The 26647-nt window shown below is 67.9% G+C and carries 15 protein-coding genes and 1 pseudogene; 15 read left to right on the forward strand and 1 reads right to left on the reverse strand.

The features are described 5' to 3' along the window. Nucleotides 1-10 precede the first annotated feature (10 nt). From B0W88_RS14090 to B0W88_RS14110, 5 genes are all read left to right on the forward strand, one after another. Nucleotides 11-6163 carry an Ig-like domain-containing protein gene (locus B0W88_RS14090; protein WP_304442583.1) on the forward strand — a complete coding sequence of 2051 codons (6153 nt, stop codon included), beginning with the start codon at nt 11-13 and terminating at the stop codon, nt 6161-6163. 117 nt (nt 6164-6280) lie between these two features. Then, entirely contained in the window at nt 6281-6475 is a 195-nt protein-coding gene (locus B0W88_RS14095; protein ID WP_144006765.1) for a hypothetical protein, read from the forward strand. Then, nucleotides 6472-8643 carry a TonB-dependent siderophore receptor gene (locus B0W88_RS14100; RefSeq protein WP_077035288.1) on the forward strand — a complete coding sequence of 724 codons (2172 nt, stop codon included), beginning with the start codon at nt 6472-6474 and terminating at the stop codon, nt 8641-8643. The genes B0W88_RS14095 and B0W88_RS14100 overlap by 4 nt, the downstream gene beginning before the upstream one ends. Before the next feature lie 8 nt (nt 8644-8651). Continuing rightward, nucleotides 8652-9755: a PepSY domain-containing protein gene (locus B0W88_RS14105; protein WP_077035289.1), complete on the forward strand. Its 1104-nt coding sequence runs from the start codon at nt 8652-8654 to the stop codon at nt 9753-9755. Nucleotides 9756-9786: 31 nt separating this feature from the next. Beyond that, nucleotides 9787-10005: a hypothetical protein gene (locus tag B0W88_RS14110; RefSeq protein WP_144006766.1), complete on the forward strand. Its 219-nt coding sequence runs from the start codon at nt 9787-9789 to the stop codon at nt 10003-10005. A gap of 1 nt (nt 10006) precedes the next feature. On the opposite strand, the gene B0W88_RS14115 is transcribed toward B0W88_RS14110, so the two are convergent. Next, nucleotides 10007-11035, reverse strand: coding sequence for a DUF72 domain-containing protein (locus B0W88_RS14115; RefSeq protein ID WP_077035291.1), 1029 nt, complete (start codon nt 11033-11035; stop codon nt 10007-10009). 35 nt (nt 11036-11070) lie between these two features. Here B0W88_RS14115 and tadA point away from each other — a divergent pair, with 35 nt between their 5' ends. The 10 genes and pseudogenes from tadA to B0W88_RS33610 all read left to right on the forward strand — a co-directional run. After that, nucleotides 11071-11643, forward strand: a complete 573-nt coding sequence (gene tadA / locus B0W88_RS14120; RefSeq protein WP_077035292.1) for a tRNA adenosine(34) deaminase TadA — start codon at nt 11071-11073, stop codon at nt 11641-11643. After that, a complete protein-coding gene (locus tag B0W88_RS14125; protein WP_077035293.1) occupies nt 11643-12593 on the forward strand; it encodes an LD-carboxypeptidase in 951 nt (316 codons plus the stop codon). Before tadA ends, B0W88_RS14125 begins: the two co-directional genes overlap by 1 nt. A 3-nt stretch (nt 12594-12596) precedes the next feature. After that, nucleotides 12597-14816 (forward strand): ABC transporter substrate-binding protein, encoded by a 2220-nt coding sequence (locus B0W88_RS14130; protein ID WP_077035294.1) that lies wholly within the window; start codon nt 12597-12599, stop codon nt 14814-14816. Continuing rightward, entirely contained in the window at nt 14813-15796 is a 984-nt protein-coding gene (locus tag B0W88_RS14135; protein WP_077035295.1) for an ABC transporter permease, read from the forward strand. The genes B0W88_RS14130 and B0W88_RS14135 overlap by 4 nt, the downstream gene beginning before the upstream one ends. Beyond that, entirely contained in the window at nt 15793-17166 is a 1374-nt protein-coding gene (locus B0W88_RS14140) for an ABC transporter permease (protein ID WP_077035296.1), read from the forward strand. The genes B0W88_RS14135 and B0W88_RS14140 overlap by 4 nt, the downstream gene beginning before the upstream one ends. Continuing rightward, nucleotides 17166-18998 carry a dipeptide ABC transporter ATP-binding protein gene (locus B0W88_RS14145; RefSeq protein WP_077035297.1) on the forward strand — a complete coding sequence of 611 codons (1833 nt, stop codon included), beginning with the start codon at nt 17166-17168 and terminating at the stop codon, nt 18996-18998. The genes B0W88_RS14140 and B0W88_RS14145 overlap by 1 nt, the downstream gene beginning before the upstream one ends. 335 nt (nt 18999-19333) lie before the next feature. After that, nucleotides 19334-22027 carry a TonB-dependent receptor gene (locus B0W88_RS14150; RefSeq protein WP_077035298.1) on the forward strand — a complete coding sequence of 898 codons (2694 nt, stop codon included), beginning with the start codon at nt 19334-19336 and terminating at the stop codon, nt 22025-22027. 420 nt (nt 22028-22447) lie between these two features. After that, complete coding sequence (locus tag B0W88_RS14155) at nt 22448-25150, forward strand: TonB-dependent receptor (protein ID WP_077035299.1); 2703 nt, start codon at nt 22448-22450, stop codon at nt 25148-25150. Between the two features lie 87 nt (nt 25151-25237). Next, nucleotides 25238-25939 (forward strand): 2OG-Fe(II) oxygenase family protein, encoded by a 702-nt coding sequence (locus B0W88_RS14160; protein WP_077035300.1) that lies wholly within the window; start codon nt 25238-25240, stop codon nt 25937-25939. 411 nt (nt 25940-26350) lie between these two features. Continuing rightward, nucleotides 26351-26647, forward strand: a pseudogene (locus tag B0W88_RS33610) (hypothetical protein); the annotation flags it as partial.

Raw genomic sequence — 26647 nt, forward strand, 5'->3', positions numbered from 1 at the left:
CAACGATGCGCTGAGCTACACCGTTATGACAGCGGCCTCCCATGGCACCGTCACCATCGACGCCAACGGGGCGTACACCTACACGCCGACGGCGGACTACAACGGCGGGGACAGCTTCGTCGTCACCGTCAGCGACGGCCACGGCGGCACCGTGGAGGCTACCGTCAACGTCGGCATCAATGCGGTCGCCGACATCGCCAACGACACGATCACGACCAACGAAGACACGCCAGTCACCGTCAACGTCCTGGCCAACGAGAGCTTCGAGAACAGCGGCGCGGTCGTCACCTCGATCACCCAGCCCGCCACCGGCGGCACGGTCAGCTTCGCGCCGGACGGCACGATGACCTTCACGCCCGCCGCCAACTTCAACGGCAGCACCAGCTTCACGTACACGGTGACCTCCGGCGGTGTGACCGAGACGGCCACCGTCACTGTCAACGTGGCAGCCGTCAACGACCTCCCGGTCCTTAACGACCCGGGCACGCCGGGCCAGGCCTTCGACCAGGCGACCGGCACGTACTCCGGCACGACCGACGAGGACACGGCATACGTCGGTCAGATCGGCGCCAGCGATGTGGACAACGATGCGCTGAGCTACACCGTTACGACAGCGGCATCTCACGGCACCGTGACCATCGATGCCAACGGCGCGTACACCTACACGCCGACGGCGGACTACAACGGCCCGGACAGCTTCGTCGTCACCGTCAGCGACGGGCACGGCGGCACCGCCCAGGCGACCGTCAAGCTCGGCATCACGCCGGTGGCGGACATCGCCGCGGACAGCATCACGACGGCCGAGGACAGCCCCGCCACCTTCAAGGTGCTGGCCAACGACAGCTTCGAGAACAGCGACGCCGTCGTCACCTCGATTGCCCAGCCGCCGGCGGGCGAGGGTAGCGTCAGCTTCGCCGCCGACGGCACGATGACCTTCACGCCGGCCGCCGACTTCAGTGGCAGCACCAGCTTCAGCTACACCGTCACCTCCGGCGGCGTGACCGAGACGGCCACCGTCACGGTCACCGTGACCGCGGTCAACGATGCGCCGGTGAACATGCTGCCGGACACCTACACGGTAGACGAGGACGCGCAGCTGCCGCTGTCCGGCATCTCGGTCGGCGACGTCGACGGCAACGGCCCGATGACGATCACGCTGCACGTGGACTCCGGCACGCTCGCCGCGCTATCCGCCGCTGGCGTGACCGTCGCGATCAGCCCCTCGGGTGACACGATCACGCTTACCGGCACGCGGGACGATCTCGATGCATTCCTGGCCAACACGCCGCCGGTGTACACGCCGGTGCCGGACTACGCCGGCCCGGTGAACGTGACGATGACCAGCTCAGACGGCGTCGCCACCGACACCGACGCCAGCACCCTGACGATCACCCCGGTGGCCGACATCGCGCCGGACACGGTCACCACCAACGAGGACATGCCGGTCACCTTCAACGTGCTGGCCAACGACAGCTTCGAGAATGCGGGTGCCGTCGTCACTTCGATCACCCAGCCGGCCAGCGGCGGCACGGTCAGCTTCGCTCCAGACGGGACGATGACCTTCACGCCTGCGGCCAACTTCAATGGCAGCACGACATTCAGCTACACCGTCACCTCGGGAGGCGTCACCGAGATCGCCACCGTGACGATCAACGTCGCTGCGGTCAACGACGTGCCGGTGTTGACCGACCCGGGCACGCCGGGCCAGAGCTTCGATCCGGCGACCGGCACGTACTCGGGAACGACCGATGAAGACACCGCTTACTCCGGCCGGATCGGCGCCAGCGATGCGGACAATGATGCGCTGAGCTACACCGTGACGACAGCGACGTCCCACGGCACCGTCACCATCGACGCCAACGGCGCCTACACCTACGCGCCCACCGCGGACTACAACGGCGTGGACAGTTTCGTCGTGACGGTCAGCGATGGCCACGGCGGCACGGTGCAGGCCACGGTCAAGGTCCGTGTCAGTGCGGTCGCCGACATCGTCGCCGACACGGTCACGACCAACGAAGACACGCCGGTCACCTTCAACGTGCTCGGCAACGACAGCTTCGAGAACAGCGGCGCCGTCGTCACCTCGATCACGCAGCCGGCCATTGGCGGCACCGTCAGCTTCGCGGCCGACGGCACGATGAGCTTCACGCCCACGGCCAACTTCAACGGCAGCACGAGCTTCAGCTACACCGTCACTTCGGGCGGCGTGACCGAGACGGCCACGGTGACGATCAGCGTGACTCCGGTCGCCGATCCGGTGGTGCTCGGCGGCCTCGGCGATGGCGCCACGCCGGGCACCGACGGCCAGGTGCAGGAGGCATCGCTGCCTGGCGGCAGCGATGCCGGTGGTGGCGGCACGAGGCTGGACGGCACCTTCAGCGCCGGCCCGGCGTCCAACCTGGTCGGGCTGAGCATCGGCGGCGCTGGGCCGTTCACGCCGGCCCAGCTCGAAGCCGCCAGCGCGAGCAAGCCGATCATCATCGCCGGCAGCCATGGTGACCTGCGCATCACCGGCTATGACCCGGCCACCGGCGTGCTCAGCTACAGCTACACCCTGACCGGCGCGGCCGACCAGGGCGGCGGCCCGGTCAACGAGAGCTTCACGATCGCGACGACCGATGTCGACGGCGTCCACACCGCCAATGCCGGCACGCTGGCCCTGGCCATCGTCGACGACGTGCCGCAGGCGCACGACGACACCGACGACGCGGTCAACAAGCCCGGCCAGCCGTCCAGCACGGCGTCCGGCAACGTGCTCAGCGGCATCGGCGGCAGCGATCCGAACCGCACGGACGGCGTGGCCGATGGCGGCAGCGCGGACGGCAGCGTGACGGTCGTCGGCGCGATGGCCGGCAGCGGCACGCCGGGCGTCGGCGGCGTCGGTGTCCCCATCGCGGGTCTCTACGGCACGCTGACACTGCAGCCCGACGGCAGCTATGTCTACGAGCCGGACTTCACGAACCCGGCGGTGATCGGGCTCGACCCGGGCCAGCCGCTCAGCGAGGTCTTCAGCTACCGCATCGCCGATGCCGACGGCAGCGGCAGCACGGCGACGCTGACCGTCAGCATCCTCGGCACGCCGGCGGTGCTGGGCGTGGCGACCGGCAGCGTGCACGAATCGGGCCTGGCCGACGGCAGTGCGCCCGACCCGAGCGCCGCCAGCTACGAGAGCCAGTTCAACCTGGCGCTGTTGGACGGCATCGGGCTGGAGTCGCTGACCGTGGGCGGGCATGTCTTCAGCGCAGCGGAGCTTGCCGGCTTCAGCGCCGCGAATCCGTCCGTCGCCCTGCCCATGGGTCATGGCGCGCTGCAGATCACCGGCTACGACGCAAGCACCAGGATCGTCAGCTACCGCTACATGCTGGCCGGCCCCGCCGACAACAGCGGCGGCGCGCCGGTGGTGGACAGTATCGACCTGAGCCTGCGCGACCAGGCGGGCAACGACACCTCGGCCCATCCGCGCGCCCTGACGGTGCAGATCCTCGACGACCAGCCGCTGGCCCGTGCCGATGCGGCTTCGATCGACGAGGGCGTGGCTGGGACCAGCGGCACGGTGCTGGAAAACGACGTCCCTGGCGCCGATGGCGCGGCGGTCACCGCTGTCTCGGCCGGCGCGACCACGGGCACGGTGGGCGCGAGCATCGCCGGCCTCTACGGCAGCCTGACGCTGAACGCCGATGGCAGCTACAGCTATGTGCTGGACAACACCAATCCCGCCGTCATCTCGCTGGCCCTGGGCCAGACCCTGGTCGACGACTTCGGCTACCAGCTCGGCGACAGCGACGGCAGCGCCAGCCGCAGCACGCTCAGCATCACCATCCACGGCAGCAACCAGGCGCCGATCAACACGTTGGTGGACGGCCTCTCGCTGACCGAGGACGGCAGCCTGGCGCTGACCGGCCTGCAGGTGAGCGACCCGGATGCCGGCAGCACGGTGATGACCGTGGTGCTGGGCGTCGACGCGGGCAGCGGCACGTTGTCGGGCAGCGCCGCCAATGGCGTTGGCGTGAGCGGCTCTGGCGGCGCGGAGCTGACGCTCAGCGGCACGCGCGATGCATTGAACGCCTGGCTGGCCGCGCACCCGCCGCTGTTCACGCCGACGGCTGATTTCAACGGCGCCGTGACGCTGACGATGCGCAGCAGCGACGGGCTCGACGCGACAAGCAGCAGCACCACGCTGACCGTCACGCCGGTGGCCGACATCGCCCCCGACGCCGTCACCACGGCCGAGGACACGCCGCTGCGCTTCGACGCGCTGGCCAACGACAGCTTCGAGAACGCCGATGCGGTCGTCACCGCCGTCAGCCAGCCGGCCCATGGCACGGCCAGCTTCGCGCCGGACGGCATGCTCACCTTCACGCCCGACGCTGACTTCTTCGGCAGCACGAGCTTCGACTACACGGTGAACTCCGGTGGCGTGACCGAGACAAGCACGGTAACGGTGACCGTGACCCCGACGCCGATCGTCGTTGGTGACGACATGGTGAGCACCGACGAAGACACGCCCGTCACCTTCGACCCGCTGGCCAACGACAGCGGTGGCATGGCGCTGACAATCAGCGAGATCGACGGCATGCCGGTCACGGTGGGCGTGCTGGTGCCGGTGGCGGGCGGCACCGTAACGCTCAATCCCGACGGTAGGCTCAGCTTCACGCCGGCGCCCGACGCCAACGGCATTGTGGCCTTCAGCTACACCGCCACCGATGGCCGCGGCCAGAGCGCCGGCGCCACGGTGACGATGCAGGTGCAGCCGGTCAACGACGCGCCTGTGGCGCGCGACGACACGGTGGCCACCGTCGAGGACACGCCGATCAGCTTCGACGTGATCACCGGGGCGGGCACCGGCAGCGGCACAGCCGGCGCCGACAGCGACGTGGATGGCGACACGCTCGCCGTCGTCTCGGCCACGGCCGGCCACGGCAAGGTCACGATCGGGGCCGGCGGCCGACTGAGCTACCTGCCGGACCCCGACTACAACGGCACCGACACCATCGCCTATACCGTCGGCGACGGCCATGGCGGCCTGGCCACGGCGAGCGTCGGCATCAGCGTGGCGCCGGTGGCCGATGCGGTGGACGACCGCATCACCACGCAGGCGGGGCGCGCGGCCAGCTTCAATGTGCTGACCGGTGCGCTGGGTGCGAGCGCGGACAGCTTCGAGAACCCCGACCGCGCAGTGATTGCAGTCACGCAGCCGCCGGCCACGGAGGGCACCGTGACCTTCGCCGCCGACGGCAGCGTGGTGTTCACCCCGGCCGCGGGCTTCGCCGGCATCAGCCGCTTCAGCTATACGGTGCTGAGCGGCGGGGTGACCGAGACGGCGATGGTGGAAGTGACGGTGCGGCCCGCGGTGTTGGCCGTGCCCTTCGTCGGCTTGCCGCCGGAGCAGCCGGTGGCGCCGGCCTACAGCCCGGTGGCACACGAGCCGGCGCTGGAGGTGCGCACGCTGCGCGATGACCGGCCCACGCTGTCGACGACGCCGATCGTCGTGGACACGGTGCGGGCGCTGGGCGGCATGAACTCGACGCCGACGCTGGATGCCGAGCGGCCGGTGATGCAGGCGGTGAACGACATCGAGAGCCTGGAACCGGCCGGCAGCCTGGGCAGCGAGGCGCCGGTGCTGCAGGCGGTCAACGGGGTGCGGGGCCTGGGCAGCATCGATGACCGCGGCCCGCGCCGCGGCGACGGCGCACCGGACCACGCCGCACGCTTCGACACCCTGCCTGACGGCCTGGACATGCAGGCCTCCCAGCTGTTGCCGCCGACCCGCGAAGGGCAGGGCGGCGTCGAGTTCAACGTGCACTGGCGCGAGCGGCAGGGCTGGGTAGAGGTGGAGGACCGGGCCGCCCGGGGCGAGCGCAGGCTCGACGCCATCCGCGCCACGCTGGCCGATGGCAGCCCGCTGCCGGACTGGATCCGCGTGGTGGACCGCAGCTACATCGTGCTCGACCGGCCTGCCGGCGTGGACCATGTGGAGCTGCTGGTCACGCTGGTCTACACGGACGGCACGGTGCGGCAGGAGCTGATCGTCGTCGGCCGCGGCGAAGCGGCGGGCGCCAAGGCTGTCAAGGCAGTGGGGCCGCTCGACTTCGCCGCCCAGTTGCATGGCGCCAGCCGTGGCGGCGGCGACGCCCGGCTAATGGCCGCGCTGACCGGGCGCTGAGGGAAGGCGCGGGAGGCCGCGTTTGGCCTTCCGCGTCAAGTAACTGGCCCGGTCGCACGGGCGGAATGGCTTGGTCCAGTGCCTATACTGCGAACCATTCTCATTTGCGACCGTGGAATGAACCCGTCTTCCTCACCCCTGCTGCGGACCTGGGCCTGGCCCTTGCTGCTGGCCCTGAGCACGGCCAGCGGCCTGATCAGCGCGCTGGTCTCCGACGGCTGGGGCGACGCCTGGTCCTGGCTGGCCCTGGGCCTGCCGTTGGCGGTGATGGCGTGGTTCGGCCTGCGGTCGCCCTCCAGGAAAGCCCGATGAACAAGACCCTGACACCCGTGGCCCTGGCCTGCCTGCTCGCCGCAGCCGGCGCCCAGGCGCAACAACAGAAGGACGCTCCCGCCCAGCTCGACAAGGTGGTCATCGAAAGCAGCGCCGACGCCTCCAAGGACGGCCTGATCAAGCCCTACGCCGGCGGCCAGGTGGCCCGCGGCGGCCGGGCCGGCATCCTCGGCACCAAGGACAACCTCGAGACGCCGTTCAGCATCACCGCCTACACCAACGAGCTGATCCAGGACCGCCAGGCCAAGAGCGTGGCCGACGTGCTGCAGAACGACCCGGGCGTGCGCGTGGCGCGCGGCTTCGGCAACTTCCAGGAGTCGTACTTCGTGCGCGGCTTCATCCTCACCTCCGACGACGTGGCCTACAACGGCCTCTACAGCCTGCTGCCGCGCCAGTACATCGCCACCGAGCTGTTCGAGCGGGTGGAGGTGCTGCGCGGCGCCAGCGCCTTCCTGATGGGCGCCAGCCCCAGCGGCGGCGGCCTGGGCGGCAACATCAACCTGCTGCCCAAGCGAGCGGCCAACGAGGATCTGAACCGGGTCACCGTGGGCATCGGCTCGGGCTCCGAGCGGGATGTGTCGGTGGACATCTCGCGCCGCTTCGGGCCGGACAAGGCCACCGGCGTGCGCTTCAACGCCGCCGCCCGCGACGGCGGCACCGGCGTCGACCGCGAGAAGAACAAGCTCGGCCTGCTGGCGCTGGGCCTGGATTGGCACAGCCGCGACGTGCGCCTCTCGGGCGACATCGGCTGGCAGGACAACAAGCTCAAGGCCACCCGCAGCAGCATCACGCTGGGCTTCGGCGTGACAGCGCTGCCGGCCCTGCCCGAGGCGGACAGCAATGCGGCCCAGCCCTGGTCCTATTCCAACGAGAAGGACCTGTTCGGCACGCTGCGCGGCGAGTTCGACATCACGCCCGACGTGACCGCCTGGGCCGCCTACGGCTTCCGCCACAACGAGGAGTCCAACTCGCTGGCCGGCTTCACGCTGACCAACGCCGCCACCGGGGACGGCACGACCAACCGCTTCGACAACACCCGCGACCAGCGCATCGGCACCGGCGAGGTGGGCCTGCGCGGCAAGCTGGCCACCGGCCCGGTCAAGCACGAGTGGGTGGCCACCGCGGCGACCTTCCGCTCGGACGAGAAGGGCGCCTACGTCTGGGACTACTTCAACAACCAGAACACCAACCTGTACACGCCGACGCTGTCGGCGCTGCCGGCCTACTCGAACACCAATATGTTCACCGGCAACAACCTGGCCGACCCGGCCACGATCACCCGCATCACGCTGAACAGCGTGGCGCTGGGCGACACGCTGTCCATGCTGGACGACCGGCTGCTGCTGACCCTGGGCCTGCGCGCGCAGAAGCTCAAGGTCGAGGGCTTCGCCTACGACACCCACGCCGCCGGCGCACCCTACGACAAGAGCCGCACCAGCCCGGTGATCGGCGCCGTGTACCGGCTGGGCAAGCAGGTCTCGCTCTATGCCAACCACATCGAGGGCCTCAGCAAGGGCGATAGCTACACCGACGGCAACGGCGCCTCGGTGACCGGCGCGCCCTATGTGTCCAAGCAGAACGAGGCGGGCGTCAAGTACGACGCCGGCAGCCTGAGCCTGAACGCGGCGGTGTTCGAGACCAGGAAGCCGCGCACGCTGAAGTTCGGCCAGGGCGTGCCGCAGGGCTACGACGAGCATCGTGGCCTGGAGCTCACCGCCTACGGCCTGGCGCTGCCGAGCCTGAAGCTGCTGGGCGGCCTGACTCTGCTGGACACCAAGCAGCACGACACCTGGGAAGCCACGATGGAAGGCAAGCGCACGCTGGGCGTGCCCAAGCTGCAGGCCAATATCGGCGCCGAGTGGGAAGTGCCCGGCAGCAACGGCCTGGCCCTGGACAGCCGCCTGCTCTACACCGGCGGCGTCTACGCGGACAGCGCCAACACCATCGCCGTGCCGAACTGGACCCGGCTGGACGCGGGCGCCCGCTATAACTTCGAGATTCAGCGCACCCTGCTGACGGCCCGCCTGCGCGTGGACAACCTCGCCAACAAGAAGTACTGGGCCTCGGCCGGCGGCTACCCCGACCAGGGCTACCTGGTGATCGGCCAGCCGCGCACGGTCAAGCTGAGCCTCAGCGCCGACTTCTGAACAAGCACGTGGCGCTCAGTTCCGCGACGCTGAAGACCTGGTCCTGGCTGCACAAGTGGAGCAGCCTGGTCAGCACGGTCTTCCTCCTCGTGCTGTGCCTGACCGGCCTGCCGCTGATCTTCCATCACGAGATCGACCACCTGCTGGGCGACGAGATCGAGGCGCCGGAGATGCCGGCCGGCACGCCGCGCGCCTCGCTGGATGAGGTGCTGAGGGCGGCGCGGGCGCTGTATCCCGACCGCATCGTGCAGTTCGCCTCGCAGCCGGAGGATGACGACCGGCTCTGGTCCGTCACGCTGACGCCCACGCCCGAGCCGACCAACGATTTCAAGTCCATCGCCGTCGACGCGCGCACGGCCAAGGTGCTGGGTGAATTCCGCGTGGGTGAGGGCTTCATGGACTTCATGCTGCGCCTGCATGTGGACCTGTTCGCCGGCCTGCCAGGCAAGCTCTTCCTGGGCCTGATGGGCCTGCTGATGCTGGTGGCCATCGTCAGTGGCGTGGTGCTGTACGCGCCCTTCATGCGCAAGCTGGACTTCGGCGAGGTGCGGCGCGACCGCTCCACCCGCACGAAGTGGCTGGACCTGCACAACCTGCTGGGAATCGCCACGCTGGTGTGGGCCTTCGTCGTCGGCGGCACCGGCATGATCAACACCTGGGCGGAGCTGGTGGTCAAGCACTGGCAGAACGACCAGCTGGGCGAGCTGCTCGGCCACTACACGGGCCAGCCGCTGACGCCCGAGGAACAGCGCGGCCCGCTGCAGACGGCACTGGACGTGGCCCTGGCCCGGGAGCCGGGCCGGCAGGTGTCCTTTATCGCCTTCCCGGGCACCAGCTTCTCCAGCCCGCACCACAACACCTTCTTCCTGCGCGGCGACCGGCCGCTGACGAAGAAGCTGCTGCAGCCGGTGCTGGTGGATGCCGCCACCGGCGAGCTGACCGCGGCGCCGGCGCTGCCCTGGTACCTGACGGCGCTGCTGGTCTCGCAGCCGCTGCACTTCGGCGACTACGGCGGCACGCCGATGAAGGTGATGTGGGGGCTGCTGGACCTGGTGACGATCATCGTGCTGGGCAGCGGGCTGTACCTGTGGCTGAAGAAGAAGGCCCGCTAGACTGACGCGTTACTTCAGCGGAGTCACCAACGTGCGTGCAGCCTTGAGCATCCTCGGCCTGGTCATCGTGCTGGCCATCGTCATGGTCAACATGAAGCACCAGACGCGGGACCTGGCGCAGAGCCGAGCGGCGGCGTCCGCGGCATCGCAGCCGTCCTCGGGCGCCTTGCCCGACCCGCAGGCGATCGGCCGACAGGTCAACGAGGCGGTGATGCAGGGGGCCGAGAAAGCCTCGGACGCCCAGCCCTGATTCAGTCCGGCTGATCGACGATCGTCCGCGCCAGCGTGCGGATCGTCAGCGGCGCCGAGCCTTCGGCGTGGTTGCTGATCGTGACGAAGCACTTCTGGCCGGCGCCCGCCGTGCCGCGGATCACGCGGGCGAGCTGCTCGTGCGTCTCGGGATCGGGGTCGACGATGCGGTCGTACTCGCCATAGCGCTTCTGCGCGTCCTCGTAGCCGTAGGCGCCGTGCACGCGGTGCAGGTTCCAGCGGCAGACCAGCGGGCCCGGCCACAGCGCGCGCAGCAGTGGCAACTGCTCGGGCAGCGGCGGCAGCTTCGGATGCAGGCCCAGGCAGTAGGTCGCGCCGGCGGCGCGCAGGATGGCGGCGAAGTCGTCAGCCAGCAGGAAGCCGGGGTCGCGCACTTCGACGGCGATGACGCCATCCGGCGCGCGGGCGCGGATCGAGGGCAGGGCCTGTAGCATCGTGTCCAGCCTTGCCAGCGCCTCGGGCAGCGACACGGTGCCGGACAGCGGGCTCAGCTGGAACACCAGCGCGCCGATCTTGCCGCCCAGGCCTTCCAGCACCGGCTCGATGAATTCCTGCACCGCCAGGCCCGGGTCGAGGAAGGCGGGATTGGCCTGCCTGCTGCGGCCGTCCTCGTCGCGCACCAGTGCGTCGGTCACCAGGCTGGGCGCCTTGACGGTGAAGCGGAAGTGCGCCGGCACCTGGCCGGCATAACGCTCGTATTGAGCGGCAGTGAGCGGGCGGTAGAAGCTGCGGTCGATGCTGACGGCGCGCAGCAAGGGCTGCTGCGCATAGGCGCGCAGGCCCTGCTTCGAGAGCATCTGCTCGGAGTAGCGCCTGTCCCAGACCGCGCCGGCCCAGCCGGGATAGGTCCAGGTGGAGGCGCCGAGGTGCACGGCCGCGGGCAGGGCGGCGGCGAGGCGGATCTGTTCCTCGTCGGGCGGCTGAGGCTGGACGCCGGTGCCGCGCGGTTTGCGCGTTAGCACCGGTGCGTCCCCCTGGTGCTCGGGGTCTGAAAACAAGGTCTCTTGCATGCCCAAAGATACACTGACGGACCTTGACCCTGCCTATGACCGAGAACCGATCCCCTGCCGACGACTACGCGATGCGCCTTGCGCTGGACCAGGCGCAGAACGCCTGGCTGGTGGGCGAGGTGCCGGTGGGCGCGGTGATCATGCGCGAAGGCCAGGTGATCGCCACCGGCTACAACCGCCCGATCACCACCCACGATCCGACGGCGCATGCCGAGATCGTCGCGCTGCGCCATGCGGCCACGCTGCTGGGCAACTACCGGCTGCCGGAGTGCGAGCTCTACGTGACGCTGGAGCCCTGCGCCATGTGCGCGATGGCGATGATGCATGCGCGGCTGAAGCGCGTGGTCTTCGCCGCGCCCGATCCGAAGACCGGCGTGGCCGGCTCGGTGATCGACCTCTTTGCGCTGCAAGCATTGAACCACCACACCTGCGTGGAGGGCGGCGTCATGGCCGAGGCCTCGGCGAAGCTGCTGCGAGATTTCTTCGCCGAACGCCGCGAGGCGGCGCGGCAGCGGCGCGAGGCCCGCCGCGCCACGGCAACACCTGACCCCGACGCGCCGATCCCGGCCGGCGAGGTCATCCATCTGGACCCAGACCCGAGCAACTGATGAGCACGACCCTGACCCTCTACACCCCCGCCGGCGTGCTCGCCGATGGCAAGCCCCTGAAGCGGGCGGCCAAGCGCCTCGGTCAGCTCGGTTTCGACGTCAGCATCGATGAATCGGCGCTGGCGAAGCACCAGCGCTTCGGCGGCGACGACGAGGCCCGCCTGGCCGCCATCCATCGCATCGCCAAGGCCGCGCCCGGTATCGCGATGGCCACGCGCGGCGGCTATGGCCTGACCCGGCTGCTGGACCGGCTGGACTGGCAGCTGATCGCCCACAGCATCGAGCACGGCACCCGCTGGGTCGGCCACAGCGACTTCACTTCGCTTCAGCTCGGCCTGCTGGCCCACGCCAAGGGCGCCGTCACCTGGGCCGGCCCGATGGCCGCCGCGGACTTCGGCCGCGGCGACGATGAAGGCGGCGTCGACGACGTGACGCAGGACTGCTTCACCGAGGCGATGAGCGGCGCGCTGGAGGCGGTGGGCTTCCGCACCGAAGCGGGCTTCGACGGCCTGGGCGTCAAGGGCCTGCTGTGGGGCGGCAACCTGTGCGTCGTCAACTCGCTGCTGGGCACGAAGCACATGCCCAAGGTGAAGAACGGCATCCTGTTCCTGGAGGATGTGAACGAGCATCCGTACCGCGTCGAGCGCAACCTGCTGCAGCTGGCGCAGGCGGGCATCCTCGATGCGCAGAAGGCGATCGTGCTGGGCGAGTTCAGCGCCTGGAGGAAGTCGCCGCTGGACCGCGGCTATGGGCTCAAGCAGGCGATCGAAGCGGTGCGCGCCGTGACGAAGACGCCGATCCTGACCGGCTTGCCCTTCGGCCATGTGCAGACGCTGGTGACGATGCCGGTGGGCGCCAAGGTGGAGTTGCTGGTGAGCGGCCGCGATGCCTTCATCGGATGGGACTTCGGCCATCACCACCATCATCACGACCACAGTCACGAGCACTGAAGCATGAGCGCCTGGCGGCTGCTGGTCGCGCTTCTGGTCGCGTGCCTCGCCGGCTGCGACAACAGCCCCCATCCGCATGGCGCGGAGCGTGGGAACACGCTGTTCATGGCCTTCACCGAGCGCTCGCCGCGCTACCTGGACCCGATCTCGTCCTACGCCGCGCCCGAGAGCACCTTCACCTACCAGATCTACGAACCGCTCTACGGCTATCACTACCTGAAGCGCCCGTATGAGCTGATCCCGCGCGGCGCGGCGGCGGTGGTGAAGCCCTACTACCTCGATGCCGGCGGGAAGCGCCTGCCCGACGACGCGCCGGCGGAGCAGATCGCCGAGAGCGTCTACGACATCCCGATCCGCAAGGGCGTGAGGTATGCACCGCATCCGGCCTTCGCCACCGATGCGCAGGGGCACTACCTCTACCACCACCTCAGCCGCGCCGAGCTGGGTGACAAGCGTTCGCCCTGGGATTTCGCGAAGCAGGGCACGCGCGAGCTGGTGGCCGAGGACTATGTCTACGCGCTCAAGCGCCATGCCTCGCCGCGCATCGAGGCGCCGGTCTACGGCCTGTTCGCCGAGCACGTCATCGGGCTGAAGGACTTCGGCGAACTGCTGCGCCGTGAAAGCGCGAAGCAGCTGGCCGGCCTGCCCGAGACTTTGGCCGACAAGCCCTTCCTCGACCTGCGCCGGTGGCCGCTGGCCGGCGCGCAGGCACTGGACAAGTACACGCTGCGCATCCGCATCAAGGGCAAGTACCCGCAGTGGCAGTACTGGATGGCGATGCCCTTCGTCGCGCCGCTGCCCTGGGAGGCGGACGCCTTCTACGCCCAGCCCGGCATGAGTGATGCCGGCCTCTCGCTGAATCAGTGGCCGGTGGGCACCGGACCCTACATGATGACCGTCTACCAGCAGGACCGGCAGCATGTGATGGAGCGCAATCCGTACTACCGCAAGGATGATCTCTACCCCTGCGAGGGCGAGCCCGAGGACGGCCCGGCCGGCCGCCTGGCCGACTGCGGCAAGCCCATGCCCTTCGTCGACCGCATCGTCGCCGACGAGGTCAAGGAGCGCGAGCCGATCAAGGAGTTGTTCAAGCAGGGCTGGCTGGACCTGCCCGAGCTGGACCGGGCCGACTGGGGCGTCGAGTTCCTGGTGGACAAGAATGATTCGGACTCAGTGCGCCAGCGCTTCGACGAGCGTGGCTACCAGTTCCCGATGCGGGTGGACATCACCAACTGGTACCTCGGCTTCAACTGGCTGGACCCGGTGATCGGCCGCGGCGACACGCCCGGGCAGCAGCAGAAGAACCGCAAGCTGCGCCAGGCGATCTCGATAGCGATCGACTGGGAGGAGGGCTACGGCCGCATCTTCCGCAACAAGGGTGGCGATGCGGCGATGGGCCCGGTGCCGCCGGGCGTGTTCGGCACCCGCGAGGGCACGGCCGAAGGCGTCGATGCGGTGACGCACCGCTGGGTGAATGGCCATGCCGAGCGGCGCTCGATCGAGGAAGCGAAGGCGCTGATGGCCGAGGCCGGCTACCCCGATGGGCGCGATGCGAAGACCGGCAAGCCGCTGGTGCTGAGCTACGACTTCAACCGCGTGGTCACGCCCGAGTTCAAGGCCGAGAACGACTGGATGGTCAAGCAGTTCGCCAAGCTGGGCATCCAGCTCGAGATCCGCGCCACCGACTTCAATCAGTTCCAGGACAAGATCCTCAAGGGCAAGCACCAGATCTTCTGGTGGGGCTGGTTCGCCGACTATCCGGATGCCGAGAACTTCCTGTTCCTGCTCTACGGGCCCAATGCCAAGTCGCTGCACGAGGGCGAGAACGTGGCCAACTACCAGAACCCGGAGTACGACCGGCTCTACAAGCAGATGCAGACGCTGGAGAACGGGCCGGCGAAGCAGCAGGTGATCGACCAGATGGTGAAGATCGTCCAGCAGGACGCGCCCTGGGCCTTCGGCTACTGGTCCTATTCGGGTCTGGCCTTCCAGAGCTGGCTGCACAACGGCAAGCCGGGCGTCGTGATCCGCGACCAGGTGCGCTTCATGCGCGTGGACGCGGCCGAGCGGGCGCGCAAGGTCCATGCGTGGAACGATCCGGTCTGGTGGCCGCTGCTGGTGCTGGGCGCGGGGATCGCCGCCATCGCGTGGCAGACGCGGCGCAGCTTCATGCAGCGCGAGCGTGCCGTCGCGGCGGGCTACAGCGGGAAGGGCGCCGCATGATCCGCTACCTGCTGCGCCGCCTCGGCTATGGCCTGCTGGTGCTGATCGGCGTCAACCTGTTCACCTTCTTCCTGTTCTTCTCGGTCAACACGCCGGACGACATGGCGCGGCTGAACATCGGGGGCAAGCGGGTCACGCAGGAGCAGATCGAGCGCTGGAAGAGCGAACGCGGCTACGACAAGCCGCTGGTCTGGGATGCCTCGGCCGAAGGCGCGAGGAAGCTGACGCACACGATCCTCTGGGAGCGCTCGGCCTCGCTGATGGTGGGCGACTTCGGCCGCTCCGACGCGCGCCAGGCGGTCAACATCGGCCATGAGGTCAAGGTGCGCATGGGCGTGAGCCTGCAGCTCGCGGTGCCGGTGTTCGTGCTGCAGGTCATCGTCAGCGTGAGCTTCGCGTTATTGCTGGTCTTCTTCCGCAACACGGCGATCGACTTCTGGGGCGTCGTGCTGTGCGTGCTGATGCTGTCGATCTCGAGTCTGTTCTACATCATCGTCGGGCAGTTCTTCTTCTCGCGGCTGCTGCGCCTGGTGCCGATCAACGGCTACGAGTCGGGGCTGGACGCGGTGAAGTTCCTGGTGCTGCCGGTGCTGCTCTCGCTGCTGTCGCGGCTGGGCACCGAGGCGCGGCTGTACCGGGCGATGTTCCTGGAGGAGGTGGGCAAGGACTATGTGCGCACCGCGCGGGCCAAGGGCCTCTCCGAGCAGGTGGTGCTGTTCCGCCATGTGCTGCGCAATGCCGCGATCCCGATCATCACCAGCGCGGGCAGCTACCTGCCCTATGTGTTCCTGGGCAGCCTGGTGTTCGAAAGCTTCTTCGGCATCCCGGGCCTGGGCGCCTTCATCATCGATGCGATCGCAGGGCAGGACTTCGCCATCGTGCGGACCATGGTCTTCCTCGGCGCGGCCTTGTACATCGCGTCCAACGCGCTGATGGACGTGGCCTACACCTGGGTCGATCCGCGGGTGCGGCTGTCATGAAGCCGGTCTTCCTCTGGACCGACATCGCCCTGTGGGCGATGCTGGCGGCGCTGATCGGCTACGTGCTGCGCATCCGCGCCAGCGCGCAGATGCGGCAGACCTGGGAGCGGGTGCTGCGCGACCCGGCGGCGCTGAGCGCCGGCATCGTGATGGCGCTGTTCCTGGGCGTGACGATGCTGGACAGCCTGCACTTCCGGGCCGAGCTGTCGGGCGGGGTCTACGACACGCGGACCGAGTCGGTGCTGGACCGGCTGCTCGCGCGGCAGGTGGCGTCGCGCGAGAGCAGCTACTCGGCCCCGCTCGCCTGGCGCGGCTACAACATCAGCGCCACGCCGGACGGCAAGCGCGATTTCCCGCGCCTGGCCTATGGGGGCGCGCACCTTGAGGATCCGCAGCGCGAGTGGACGGGCGACCTGCTGGCGCGCGCCGGTGCGGGCCTGGCGCTGGGCGCGCTGGCGGCGGCCGGCCTGTTCGCGCTGTTCGCCCGGCGGGTGGGTGCGCGTGACCTGCTGGCCGATCGCACCCACTATCCGCTGCGCGCCGCCTGGCTGACCCTGTCGGTGATCGCGCTGCTGGCCGGCCCGCTGCTGGTGCTGATGCCGCATTACCACGTGTTCGGCACCGACCGCACCGGCAACGATGTGCTCTACCTGGCGCTCAAGAGCGTGCGCACGGCATTCGTTATCGGCGCGCTGTCCACCCTCGCGACGCTGCCGCTGGCGCTGGTGCTGGGTGTGCTGGCCGGCTACTTCCGCGGCTGGGTGGACGAGGCGATCCAGTACCTCTACACCACGCTCAGCTCCGTGCCCAACGTGCTGCTGATCGCCGCCTGCGTGCTGATGGTCCAGGTCTTCCTCGACAAGAATCCCGATGCCTTCGAGACCGGCGCCGAGCGCTCGGACCTGAAGATGTTCCTGCTCTGCCTGATCCTGGGCCTGACCGGCTGGGCCGGCCTGTGCCGGCTGGTGCGAGCCGAGACGATGAAGCTGCGCGAGCTGGACTATGTGCAGGCCGCCTCGGCCTTCGGCGTGGGCCATGCGCGCATCATGGCCCGGCACATCGTGCCCAATGTGATGCACCTGGTGCTGATCACGCTGGTGCTGAGCTTCTCCGACCTGATCCTCTATGAAGCGGTGCTGACCTATGTGGGCGTCGGCGTGGACCCGGCGATGGTGAGCTTCGGCGGCATGATCAACCTGGCGCGGGCCGAGATGTCGCGCGACCCGCTGGTGTGGTGGAGCTTTGCGGCGGCCTTCGGCGCGATGGTGAGCCTGGTGCTGGCGGCCAACCTGTTCGCCGACGGCGTGCGCGATGCCTTCGACCCGCGCTCGCGCAGCCGCCGGCCCTTCCTGCGCAGGAGGCCGCGCTGATGCTGAAGGTCGACGAGCTGAAGCTGGCGCTCGATGCCGATGCGGGCATCGTGCGGGCGATCGATGGCCTCACGCTGGCGCTGTCGCGCGGCGAGACCTTCGCGCTGGTGGGCGAGTCCGGCTGCGGCAAGAGCATGACCGCGCTGGCGCTGATGCGCCTGCTGCCCGACAACGGCCGCATCGAGGCCGGCCGCGTGAGCATCGATGAAGGGGCGGGCGAGCTGGACCTGCTGGGCCTGCCCGAGGCGCGCATGCGCGAGGTGCGCGGCGGACGCATCGGGATGATCTTCCAGGAGCCGTCCACCAGCCTCAACCCGGTGCTGAAGGTCGGCCGGCAGATCGTCGAGGCGATCGAGGCGCATACGCCGCTGCGGGGTGCCGCGGCGCGCGCCAAGGCGATCGAGTGGCTGCGCCGCGTCGGCATCCCCGAACCCGAGCGCCGTATCGACGACTACCCCTTCCGCATGAGCGGCGGCCAGAAGCAGCGCGTGATGATCGCCATGACGCTGGCCGCCGAGCCCGACTACCTGATCGCCGACGAGCCCACCACCGCGCTGGACGTGACCATCCAGGCGCAGATCCTGGATCTGCTGCGCGAGCTGCAGGCCGAGCGGCGCCTGGGCGTGCTGCTGATCACGCACGACCTGGGCGTGGTGCGCGGCATGGCCAGCCAGGTGGCGCTGATGTATGCGGGGCAGATCGTGGAGACGGCACCGGCCGACGAGTTCTTCGCCGCGCCGAAGCATCCGTATGCACGGCTGCTGCTGCAGGCGCTGCCCGACGCCGGCCGGCGCGGCGAGCCGCTGGCCGCCATCGCCGGCACGGTGCCACCGCTGTGGGAGAGCTTCCGCGGCTGCCGTTTCGCGCCGCGCTGCGACCGGGCGATGGTGCACTGCGCTAACGAGTTACCTGAGCTGAGCGAGGAGGGGCCGGCGCACCGGGTGCGCTGCCTGCTCTATACCGACCGGCGCGAGGCCCTGCCACGGGAGCCCGTGGCCGAGCGTGCGCGCCCGGCCGCCCATCCGGGCGACGGGCCGCCGCTGCTGGAGGTGCGCGACCTGCAGGTGCGCTTCGCGCTGAAGCAGGGGCTGCTGGGCGGTGCGAAGCAATGGTTCGAGGCCGTGCGCGGCGTGTCCTTCTCGATCCGCCCGGGCCGCACGCTGGCGCTGGTCGGCGAGTCCGGCTGCGGCAAGACCACGACCGGCAAGGCCATCGTCCAGCTGCTGCGCCGCCAGGCCGAGCTGCGGGGCCAGGTCTTGCTCGATGGTCGCCAGGACCTGCTGCACCTGCAGGGTGACGAACTGCAGGCCGCCCGCCGCAGCGTGCAGATCATCTTCCAGGACCCGTTCGCCTCGCTGAACCCGCGCATGCGCGTGCTGGAGGTGCTGGAGGAGGGCCTGCTGGCGCTGCGGCCCGAGCTGGACGCGGCGGCGCGCCGGCGCACCCTGGAGACCCTGGTCGACCAGGTGGGCCTGCGCCGCGATGCGCTGGAGCGCTGGCCGCACGAGTTCTCGGGCGGCCAGCGCCAGCGCATCGCCATCGCCCGGGCGCTGGCGGTGGAGCCGCGGCTGATCGTCTGTGACGAGCCGACCTCGGCGCTGGATGTCTCGGTCCAGGCCCAGATCCTGAACCTGCTGCGCGAACTGCAGCGGGAGCGCGGCCTGTCCTTCCTGTTCATCACCCACAACATCGGGGTCGTGGAGTACCTGGCCGACGAGGTGGCGGTGATGCAGGCGGGGCGGATCGTGGAGGCTGGGGCCTGTGGCGCGGTGCTCGGGTCGGCGCGGGAGGACTACACGCGCCGGCTGCTGGCGGCCGTGCCACGAGTCTGATCCCGGCGAAGCGGGGCGGCCTTCGCCCTTTTCTGACCGATTGCTGACTAGGGTGTAAGCCTAGGTATTAGCCCGGTTGTCTGTTTGCAACAAAACTGGTCGGCAGACAAAAATTAACGTCCGGAAACAGTGTCGGGTCCGACACCTGCCTGCAACATGTTTTTCATGTCAAATCAATGACTTGAACAAAGTTGTTGCGCCTAGGTAAAGCGCATAACCTGAGGTTCGCTGGCAATTCCCTATCCGGTGATTCGGTGTTCCGAACTGACACTAGTCAGATGCCCGCCACAAGCGGGCATTCCTCAACGACCCATCGTTTCCCGGAGTTTCAACTCATGTTCAAGATGACCAAGATCAGCGCTGCGGCGCTGATTCTTTTGGGCGCGTCTTCCGCGTTCGCCCAGGACGACTCGGCCCAACAGCTCGAGCGCGTCACCGTGACCGGTTCCGCCATCAAGCGGATCGATGCCGAAACGGCAGTTCCCGTGTCCGTGTTCAAGATGTCCGACCTGAAGCAGCAGGGCATGACCACGGTCGAGCAGATCCTGGGTTCCCTGACCGCCGGCCAGGCCAGCCTGGGCACCAGCCAGGCGGTGGGTTCGTCCACCGGCGGCGCCTCCTTCGCCGACCTGCGCGGCATCGGCGCCAACAAGACGCTGGTCCTGCTGAACGGTCGTCGCATCGCCAACAACGCGTTCGACGGCTCGGCCCCCGACCTGAACATGATCCCGCTGGCCGCGATCGAGCGCATCGAAGTGCTGCGTGACAGCGCCTCCTCGCTGTACGGCACGGACGCGATCGGCGGCGTGATCAACTTCATCACCCGCAAGGACTACGTCGGCGCCACCGTGACGGCCAGCTACGAGTCGCCCCAGCATGCCGGCGGCCAGACCCGCAGCTTCAACGGCGGCTTCGGCTACGGCGACCTGGACCGCCAGGGCTTCAACATCTTCGGCTTCGTCGACTATCAGCACCAAAACGCCATCAGCGGTTCGGAGCGTCCGTTCAACACCCGCTACGCGGGCGGCCTGTCGGCTTCGACCGCACCTGGCAACTACTACCAGGATCCGGCCAAGGGCGTCTTCAACCCGACCGCTGCCAGCTGCGCCAACGGCACCTACCTGATTCCGGCCGGCGACAACACGTCGTGCTACATGACCACCTCCAACTTCGTGGACTACGTCCCGGAATCGGAGCGCAAGTCGGGCATGCTGAAGGGCGAGTTCAAGCTCAACAACGAGAACACGCTGAGCGCCGAATACTTCGTCACCCGCAGCAACGTCAAGACGACGATCGCGCCGGTGCCCTACGGCCTGACCTACCAGAACCCGACCCGTCCTGACGGCACGCCGAACCCGTACTACGCGGGCCAGTACGGCAACATCGACCCGAACTGGGCCGGCCCGAAGGTCGGTTCCACCGTCACCACCGGCGGCGCCGCCATTCAGAACGGCTATGCCGTCGTCAAGTGGCGCGACATGCCCAACGGCGAGCGTGGCGACAGCAACACCAACACCCAGCAGCGTTTCGTGCTGGCCCTGGACGGCAGCGCTGCCGGCTGGGACTACTCGGTGGGCGCCGCCTACAACCAGAACAAGGTGCGTGAAGACCTGATCAAGGGCTACAACGACGGCACCAAGATCCTGGAAGGCATCCTGACCGGCATCATCAACCCGTTCGGCGCGCAGGACGCCGCCGGCCAGGCCTACCTGGACTCGGCCCAGGCCTTCGGCACCGTGATGAGCGCCAAGGGTTCGACGACCAACATCGACGCCCACGCCAGCCGCGAACTGTCTGACTGGTTCCACGCCGGCCGCCCCGCGGCACTGGCCATCGGCACTGAGTTCCGCAAGGAAAAGTTCGTCCAGCAGGCCAATGCCGACTATGCGGCGATCGTCGTCGCCTCCACCGGCATCGACCCCGCCACCTACAGCGCCGGCGACCGCACCGTCTCGGCCGTCTACGGCGAGCTGAACGTGCCGCTGCTGAAGTCGCTGGACATCACCGCTTCGCTGCGCTACGACAAGTACAACGACTTCGGCAGCACCACCAACCCGAAGATCAGCTTCCGCTTCAACCCGATGAAGGAACTGCTGGTGCGCGGTTCGTACTCGACCGGCTTCCGCGCCCCGTCGCTGTACGAACTGAACGCCGCCCAGACCTATACCAACTCGGGCACCGTGGACGATCCGGTCACCTGCCCGGGCGGCACCCCGATCGCCGGCCATGCTGCCGTGGGCAACTGCAGCGCGCAGTTCCAGGTGCTGAACGGCGGCAACCTGAACCTGCAGCCGGAGAAGAGCAAGTCGGCCAACCTCGGCTTCATCGTCGAGCCGATGACCGACCTGAGCATCGGCCTGGACTTCTGGTGGCTGCGCGTGAAGAACCTGATCGGCGTGGTTGGCGATGACTCGCTGTACGACCCGGCCAACCAGGCCAACTTCGCGCAGTACTTCCATCGCAACAGCGCCGGCCAGTTGGCCACCGACGGCACCGAGTGCCCGGGCACGGACTGCGGCTACGTGGACGTGCGCCAGCAGAACCTGGGTGGCGTGAACACCAACGGCGTGGACATCCAGGCCAACTACCGCCTGCGCAGCAGCCTGGGTACCTTCACCTTCGGCCTGAACAGCACCTGGGTGGACAAGTACAAGTTCCAGGACTTCCAGAACGGGCCGTGGAACAACAACGTCGGCACCTACATCGGCAACGGCCCGACGTTCCGCTGGCAGCACACGATCACGGCCGTGTGGAACAGGGACAAGTACACGCTGGGCCTGACCGGCCACTACAAGTCCGGCTACCTGGACGTGGACGGCGAGACCAAGGTGCCGAACTACGCCACGCTGGACATGTTCGCCAGCTGGAAGGTCATCAAGGGCGCCACGCTGACCGTCGGCGTGCACAACCTGACCGACCGCGATCCGCCGCTGAGCTACCAGACGCAAGTCTTCCAGGCGGGCTATGACCCGCGCTTCACCGACCCGACGGGCCGTTCGTACTACGTTCGTGGCACCTACGACTTCTAAGATCCGGCCAGTCTGACCGATCGGCAACTGCCGATCGGCCATCGGGCCTGAGCAAAGGGAGCGTGCGAAAGCACGCTCCTTTTTTTGCATTTATCTGACGCTGTTTGCCGCGACTTGACTGGACAACGTTGTAGAAATGCTACGAATTCCGTTGTCGTGGCACGACGTTCTGGCCCTTGGTGCGAGGCCTCACCGCCCCGCGAAGGTGCGGCCTGTGCCCCCGGTCTTTGGGCGAATTGCGCGCATCGCGGCTCGCTGTGCAGCGTTCATTCAAATTAATTTTCTTAACGGCAAAACAAATCCATCGGGACTTCCCTGACGACGTGTTTCTTAACGTGGGAGAAAGAATCGGTCGCACGTGAGCTTTCGCTCGCCCACGCTCATTCACCTTTTCTTCTTCCTCTACGTCGGGAGTCATCAATGTTCAAGAGAACGCAGGTCTGCGCAGGCGTGCTCGCCGTGCTGGGCGGCATGTCCACAGCCGCCATCGCCCAGCAGCAGCTGGAGCGCGTCGAAATCACGGGTTCGTCGATCAAGCGGATCGACGCCGAGACTTCGGTGCCGGTCACGGTCATCACCCGCGACGCCATCGACAAGTCGGGCGCCTCCAACGTGCAGGAGCTGGTGGACCGCCTCAGCTCGAACAACGGCGGCGGCGTCTCGCTGGCGCAGTCGATCGGTGATGCGTCCGCCAACGGTCAGTCCGGCGCCTCGCTGCGCGGCCTGGGCCGCGAGCGCACGCTGGTGCTGCTGAACGGCCGCCGCCTGTCGCCGTATCCCTTCAGCGGTGCGGGCGTCGACATGAATGCGATCCCGCTGTCGGCGGTGGACCACGTGGAAGTGCTGCGCGACGGCGCCTCGGCGACCTACGGTTCCGACGCGATCGGCGGCGTGATCAACTTCATCACGCGCAAGGACATGACCGGCGGCAACATCAATGTCAGCTACGAGAAGCCGCAGCACAAGGGCGGCACGGTCAAGTCGGTCGGCGGCGGCATCGGCTTCGGCGACCTGGCCCGCGACAAGGTCAACGTCCTCGGCTCGTTCAGCTACCAGAAGTACGACGTGATCCATGCGTCCGACCGCGATTTCGCGCAGACCGGCAATCGCCCCGACATCGGCGTCGTGAAGACCTCGGGCAACACCTTCCCGGCCAATGCGACGATCCCTGGTGGCGCCTACATTCCCGGCGTCGCGGGCTTCCCGAACTGCGCGCCGCCGGACAGCTTCAACGACGGCTCCTCCAGCAACTGCCGCTACGACTACACGCACTACGTGGACATCGTGCCCGCATCGAAGCGCCTGGGCGCCTTCACGCGCGCCACGGCGCAGGTGGCACCTGATCACCAGCTGTTCGGCGAAGTGGTCTATTCGAAGAACGAGATCCTGCTCGGCTCGTCGCAGACCCCGTCCACCACCACCGGCCGCGCGCCTTACGTGTACCCCGCCGGCGGCAAGTACTACCCGACGGCTGCCGTGCACGCAGTCGACCCGACCTATAACGGCGACCTGCGCATCTCCTGGCGTATCGTCGACGGCGGCCAGCGCCTGACCAAGGTCACGAACGACATGACCCGCTTCATGGTCGGCATGGAAGGCACGCTGGCCGGCTGGGACTACAAGACCGCCCTGTCGCAGACCAAGGCCAATGCCCGCGAGGACTTCGTCAGCGGCAACTACTCCGACACCGAACTGGTCCGCGTGCTGAAGACCGGCAACGTCAACCCCTTCGGCCCGAACGATGCCGCCGGCCTGGCGCTGCTGCACGAAGCCGAGCTGTCGGGCAACAACCGCAAGTCCAACACGAAGAACGACGCCTTCGACATCTCGGCCAGCCGTGAGCTGTTCGCGATGAGCGGTGGCAATGCCGCCGTCGCGTTCGGCCTGGACCTGCGCCGCGAGACCTACCTGGACGGCTATTCCGACCTGGCTGGTTCCGGCGACATCGTCGGCGGCTCGGGCAATGCGGGCAAGGTTTCGGCCAAGCGCCAGACGCAAGGCCTGTATGCCGAATTGAACCTGCCGGTGATCAAGACGGTCGAGCTGAACGCAGCGGTCCGCACCGACCGCTACACCAACACCAGCGGCGAGTCGCGTGATGGTGCCTTCAGCTCGCCGAACCTGTCGTCGACCAGCCCGAAGTTCGGCCTCAAGTGGACGCCGACCAAGGAGATCCTGGTTCGTGGCTCCGTGGGCAAGGGCTTCCGCGCGCCTGGCCTGAATGACCTGTACGCGCCGGCCGCGGGCACGAACACCGGCGGCAGCTTCGACGACCCGTTCTACAACGACATCAACAAGACGTCCACGAAGAACGGTTGCGCGGCGCTGCCGAACACCGACCACTGCAACACGCAGCTGACGGCGATCAACCACAGCAACGCCAACCTGAAGCCGGAGAAGTCCAAGACCGCCACGCTGGGCTTCGTGTTCGAGCCGATGAAGGATCTGTCGCTGGAGATCGACTACTTCAGCATCAAGGTCACCGACGGCATCAAGACGCTGTCGGGCGACGACATCCTGAAGGACTGGTACAAGAACCAGACCGGCCCGACGACCAGCAGCTCGGTCTTCGCGAATCGCCTGGTCAAGGACCCGGCGACCGGCTACCTGGACCACGTCGACGCCTCGCTCGAGAACATCGGCTCGTTCAAGGCCGCCGGCTTCGACCTGGCTGCCAAGTACCGCGTCCGCACGGCGATGGGTACCTTCACGCCGGCCTGGGATGCCACGATCACGACCAAGAGCAGCGAGACCAACGTCGTCAGCGGCGTCGTCGAGGACACGCTGGGCAAGTACCACCTGGGTGGCCCGGTGGTGCGCGTCAAGCAGAACTTCATCCTCGACTGGGATGGCGGCTCGTGGGGCGCGACGGTGCGCTACTACCGCCAGAGCGGCTACCAGGACTATGACGAGGTCTCGCACGTCAAGGCCTACGACCTGTGGAACCTGCAGGGCCAGTACAAGGGCGTGAAGAACCTGATCCTGACGGTCGGTGTCGAGAACCTGTTCGACAAGAAGCCGTCGACCTCGGTGCAGGAAGACTACTTCCAGGTGGGCTACGACCCGACGTATGCCGACGTCAAGGGCCGCAGCTACTACGTCCGCGCGACCTACAAGTTCTGATCCCGGCCAACCGGCGATCACAATCGGGGCAGGCCTGCGGGCCTGCCCTTTTTCGTGGGCGTTGACGGCCTTCAATCCAGTGTGAACATGGACTACATCAATCCGAACCTCGACCTCGCGCAGATCGAGTCGACCTTGCGCGGCAAGGGCAGGGTGCTGATCCGCGATTTCTTCGAGCCGGGCGTGGCGCAGGCGCTGGCCGAGGCGGTGGACGGCATCGACTGGACGCTGACCTACAAGGACGTGGAAGGCGTGCGCCGGCTGACCGGCGAGCAGCTGCGTTCACTGAGCCCTCAGCAGCGCATGCAGCTGACCGAGGGCATCACGCACGTGGCGCGGCACGAGTTCCAGTTCTCGTACTTCACCAGTTCCCTGGCCGAGTCGGTCCAGCGCGGCGATACCGATCTGCTCTCGCGCTGCATGCGCTGGATGGGCGACGAGACCTTCATGCAGCTGATGCGGCGCCTGAGCGGCATCGACGACATTGCCCGCATCTACGCCCAGGCCACGATGTACTCGCGCGGCAACTTCCTCGTGGCGCACGACGATCATGTGGACAGCGAAGGCCGGCGCCTGGCCTATGTCATCAACCTGACCCGCCACTGGCGCCCGGACTGGGGCGGCGTGCTGCACTTCAGCGGCCCCGACGGGGACGTGGAAGACAGCTTCTTCCCGCACTTCAACTCGATGGCGCTGTTCACGGTGCCGCAAACCCACTATGTGTCCTATGTCGCGCCCTTCGCGATGGCCGAGCGCACGGCAATAACGGGCTGGCTGATTGCCCCTTGAGCGCCGAAGGGTCTTTTTGCGGGTTATGACTCGATAGCCCGGGTTAGCCCCATAGGGGGGCACGAATGGGCATCGTGTAAAATTTCCGTCGCGTCTGAGTAGAGAGTCGGTGTAGACCACCCTGACGGTGGCACCGGCCTGAAGCTCGCGTCACGCCCGTGGCCAAAAGCCAGCGGGCATTTTTGTTGAATTGGGTACTCATCGTGCCCTGAGTTTTTGAGTTCTTGTTCCCTGCCGCGTGGGCCTGGTTCTTGCAAAGCCCATGAGGTCGACGCAGGAATGGGCTGGCGCCGCCAGCTGGCATGAGCAGCTCCTGACTCAGGTTCTCGGCAAGACCAATGCATCTGTGTAGGGTCGACCTCCCCCACAAGTCTTGATGGAAGAGATTGGCAGTCTTATGAAGGAGCGCGCATGAACTTTGCGCAGGAGAAGAACGGCTCGTCACGCATGACAGGTTTTGGCATCGTGGTGCTCGTCCACGTTGTCATCATCTGGGGCCTGGCCAGCGGTTTGGCCCGCAAGGCCCTGGAGAAGGTCACCGGACCGATCGAGACCAAGGTCATCGAAGAGAAGGTGAAGCCGCCGCCGCCGCCGGAGAAGGTCGTTCCGCCGCCGCCGGACCTGAAGGCCCCGCCGCCGCCGTACGTCCCGCCGCCGGAATTCGTCGTCACGGCTCCCCCGCCGCCGGCCGCGATCCAGTCCCCGACC

It is taken from the genome of Pelomonas sp. KK5, from assembly GCF_001984095.1.
Taxonomy (GTDB): domain Bacteria; phylum Pseudomonadota; class Gammaproteobacteria; order Burkholderiales; family Burkholderiaceae_C; genus KK5.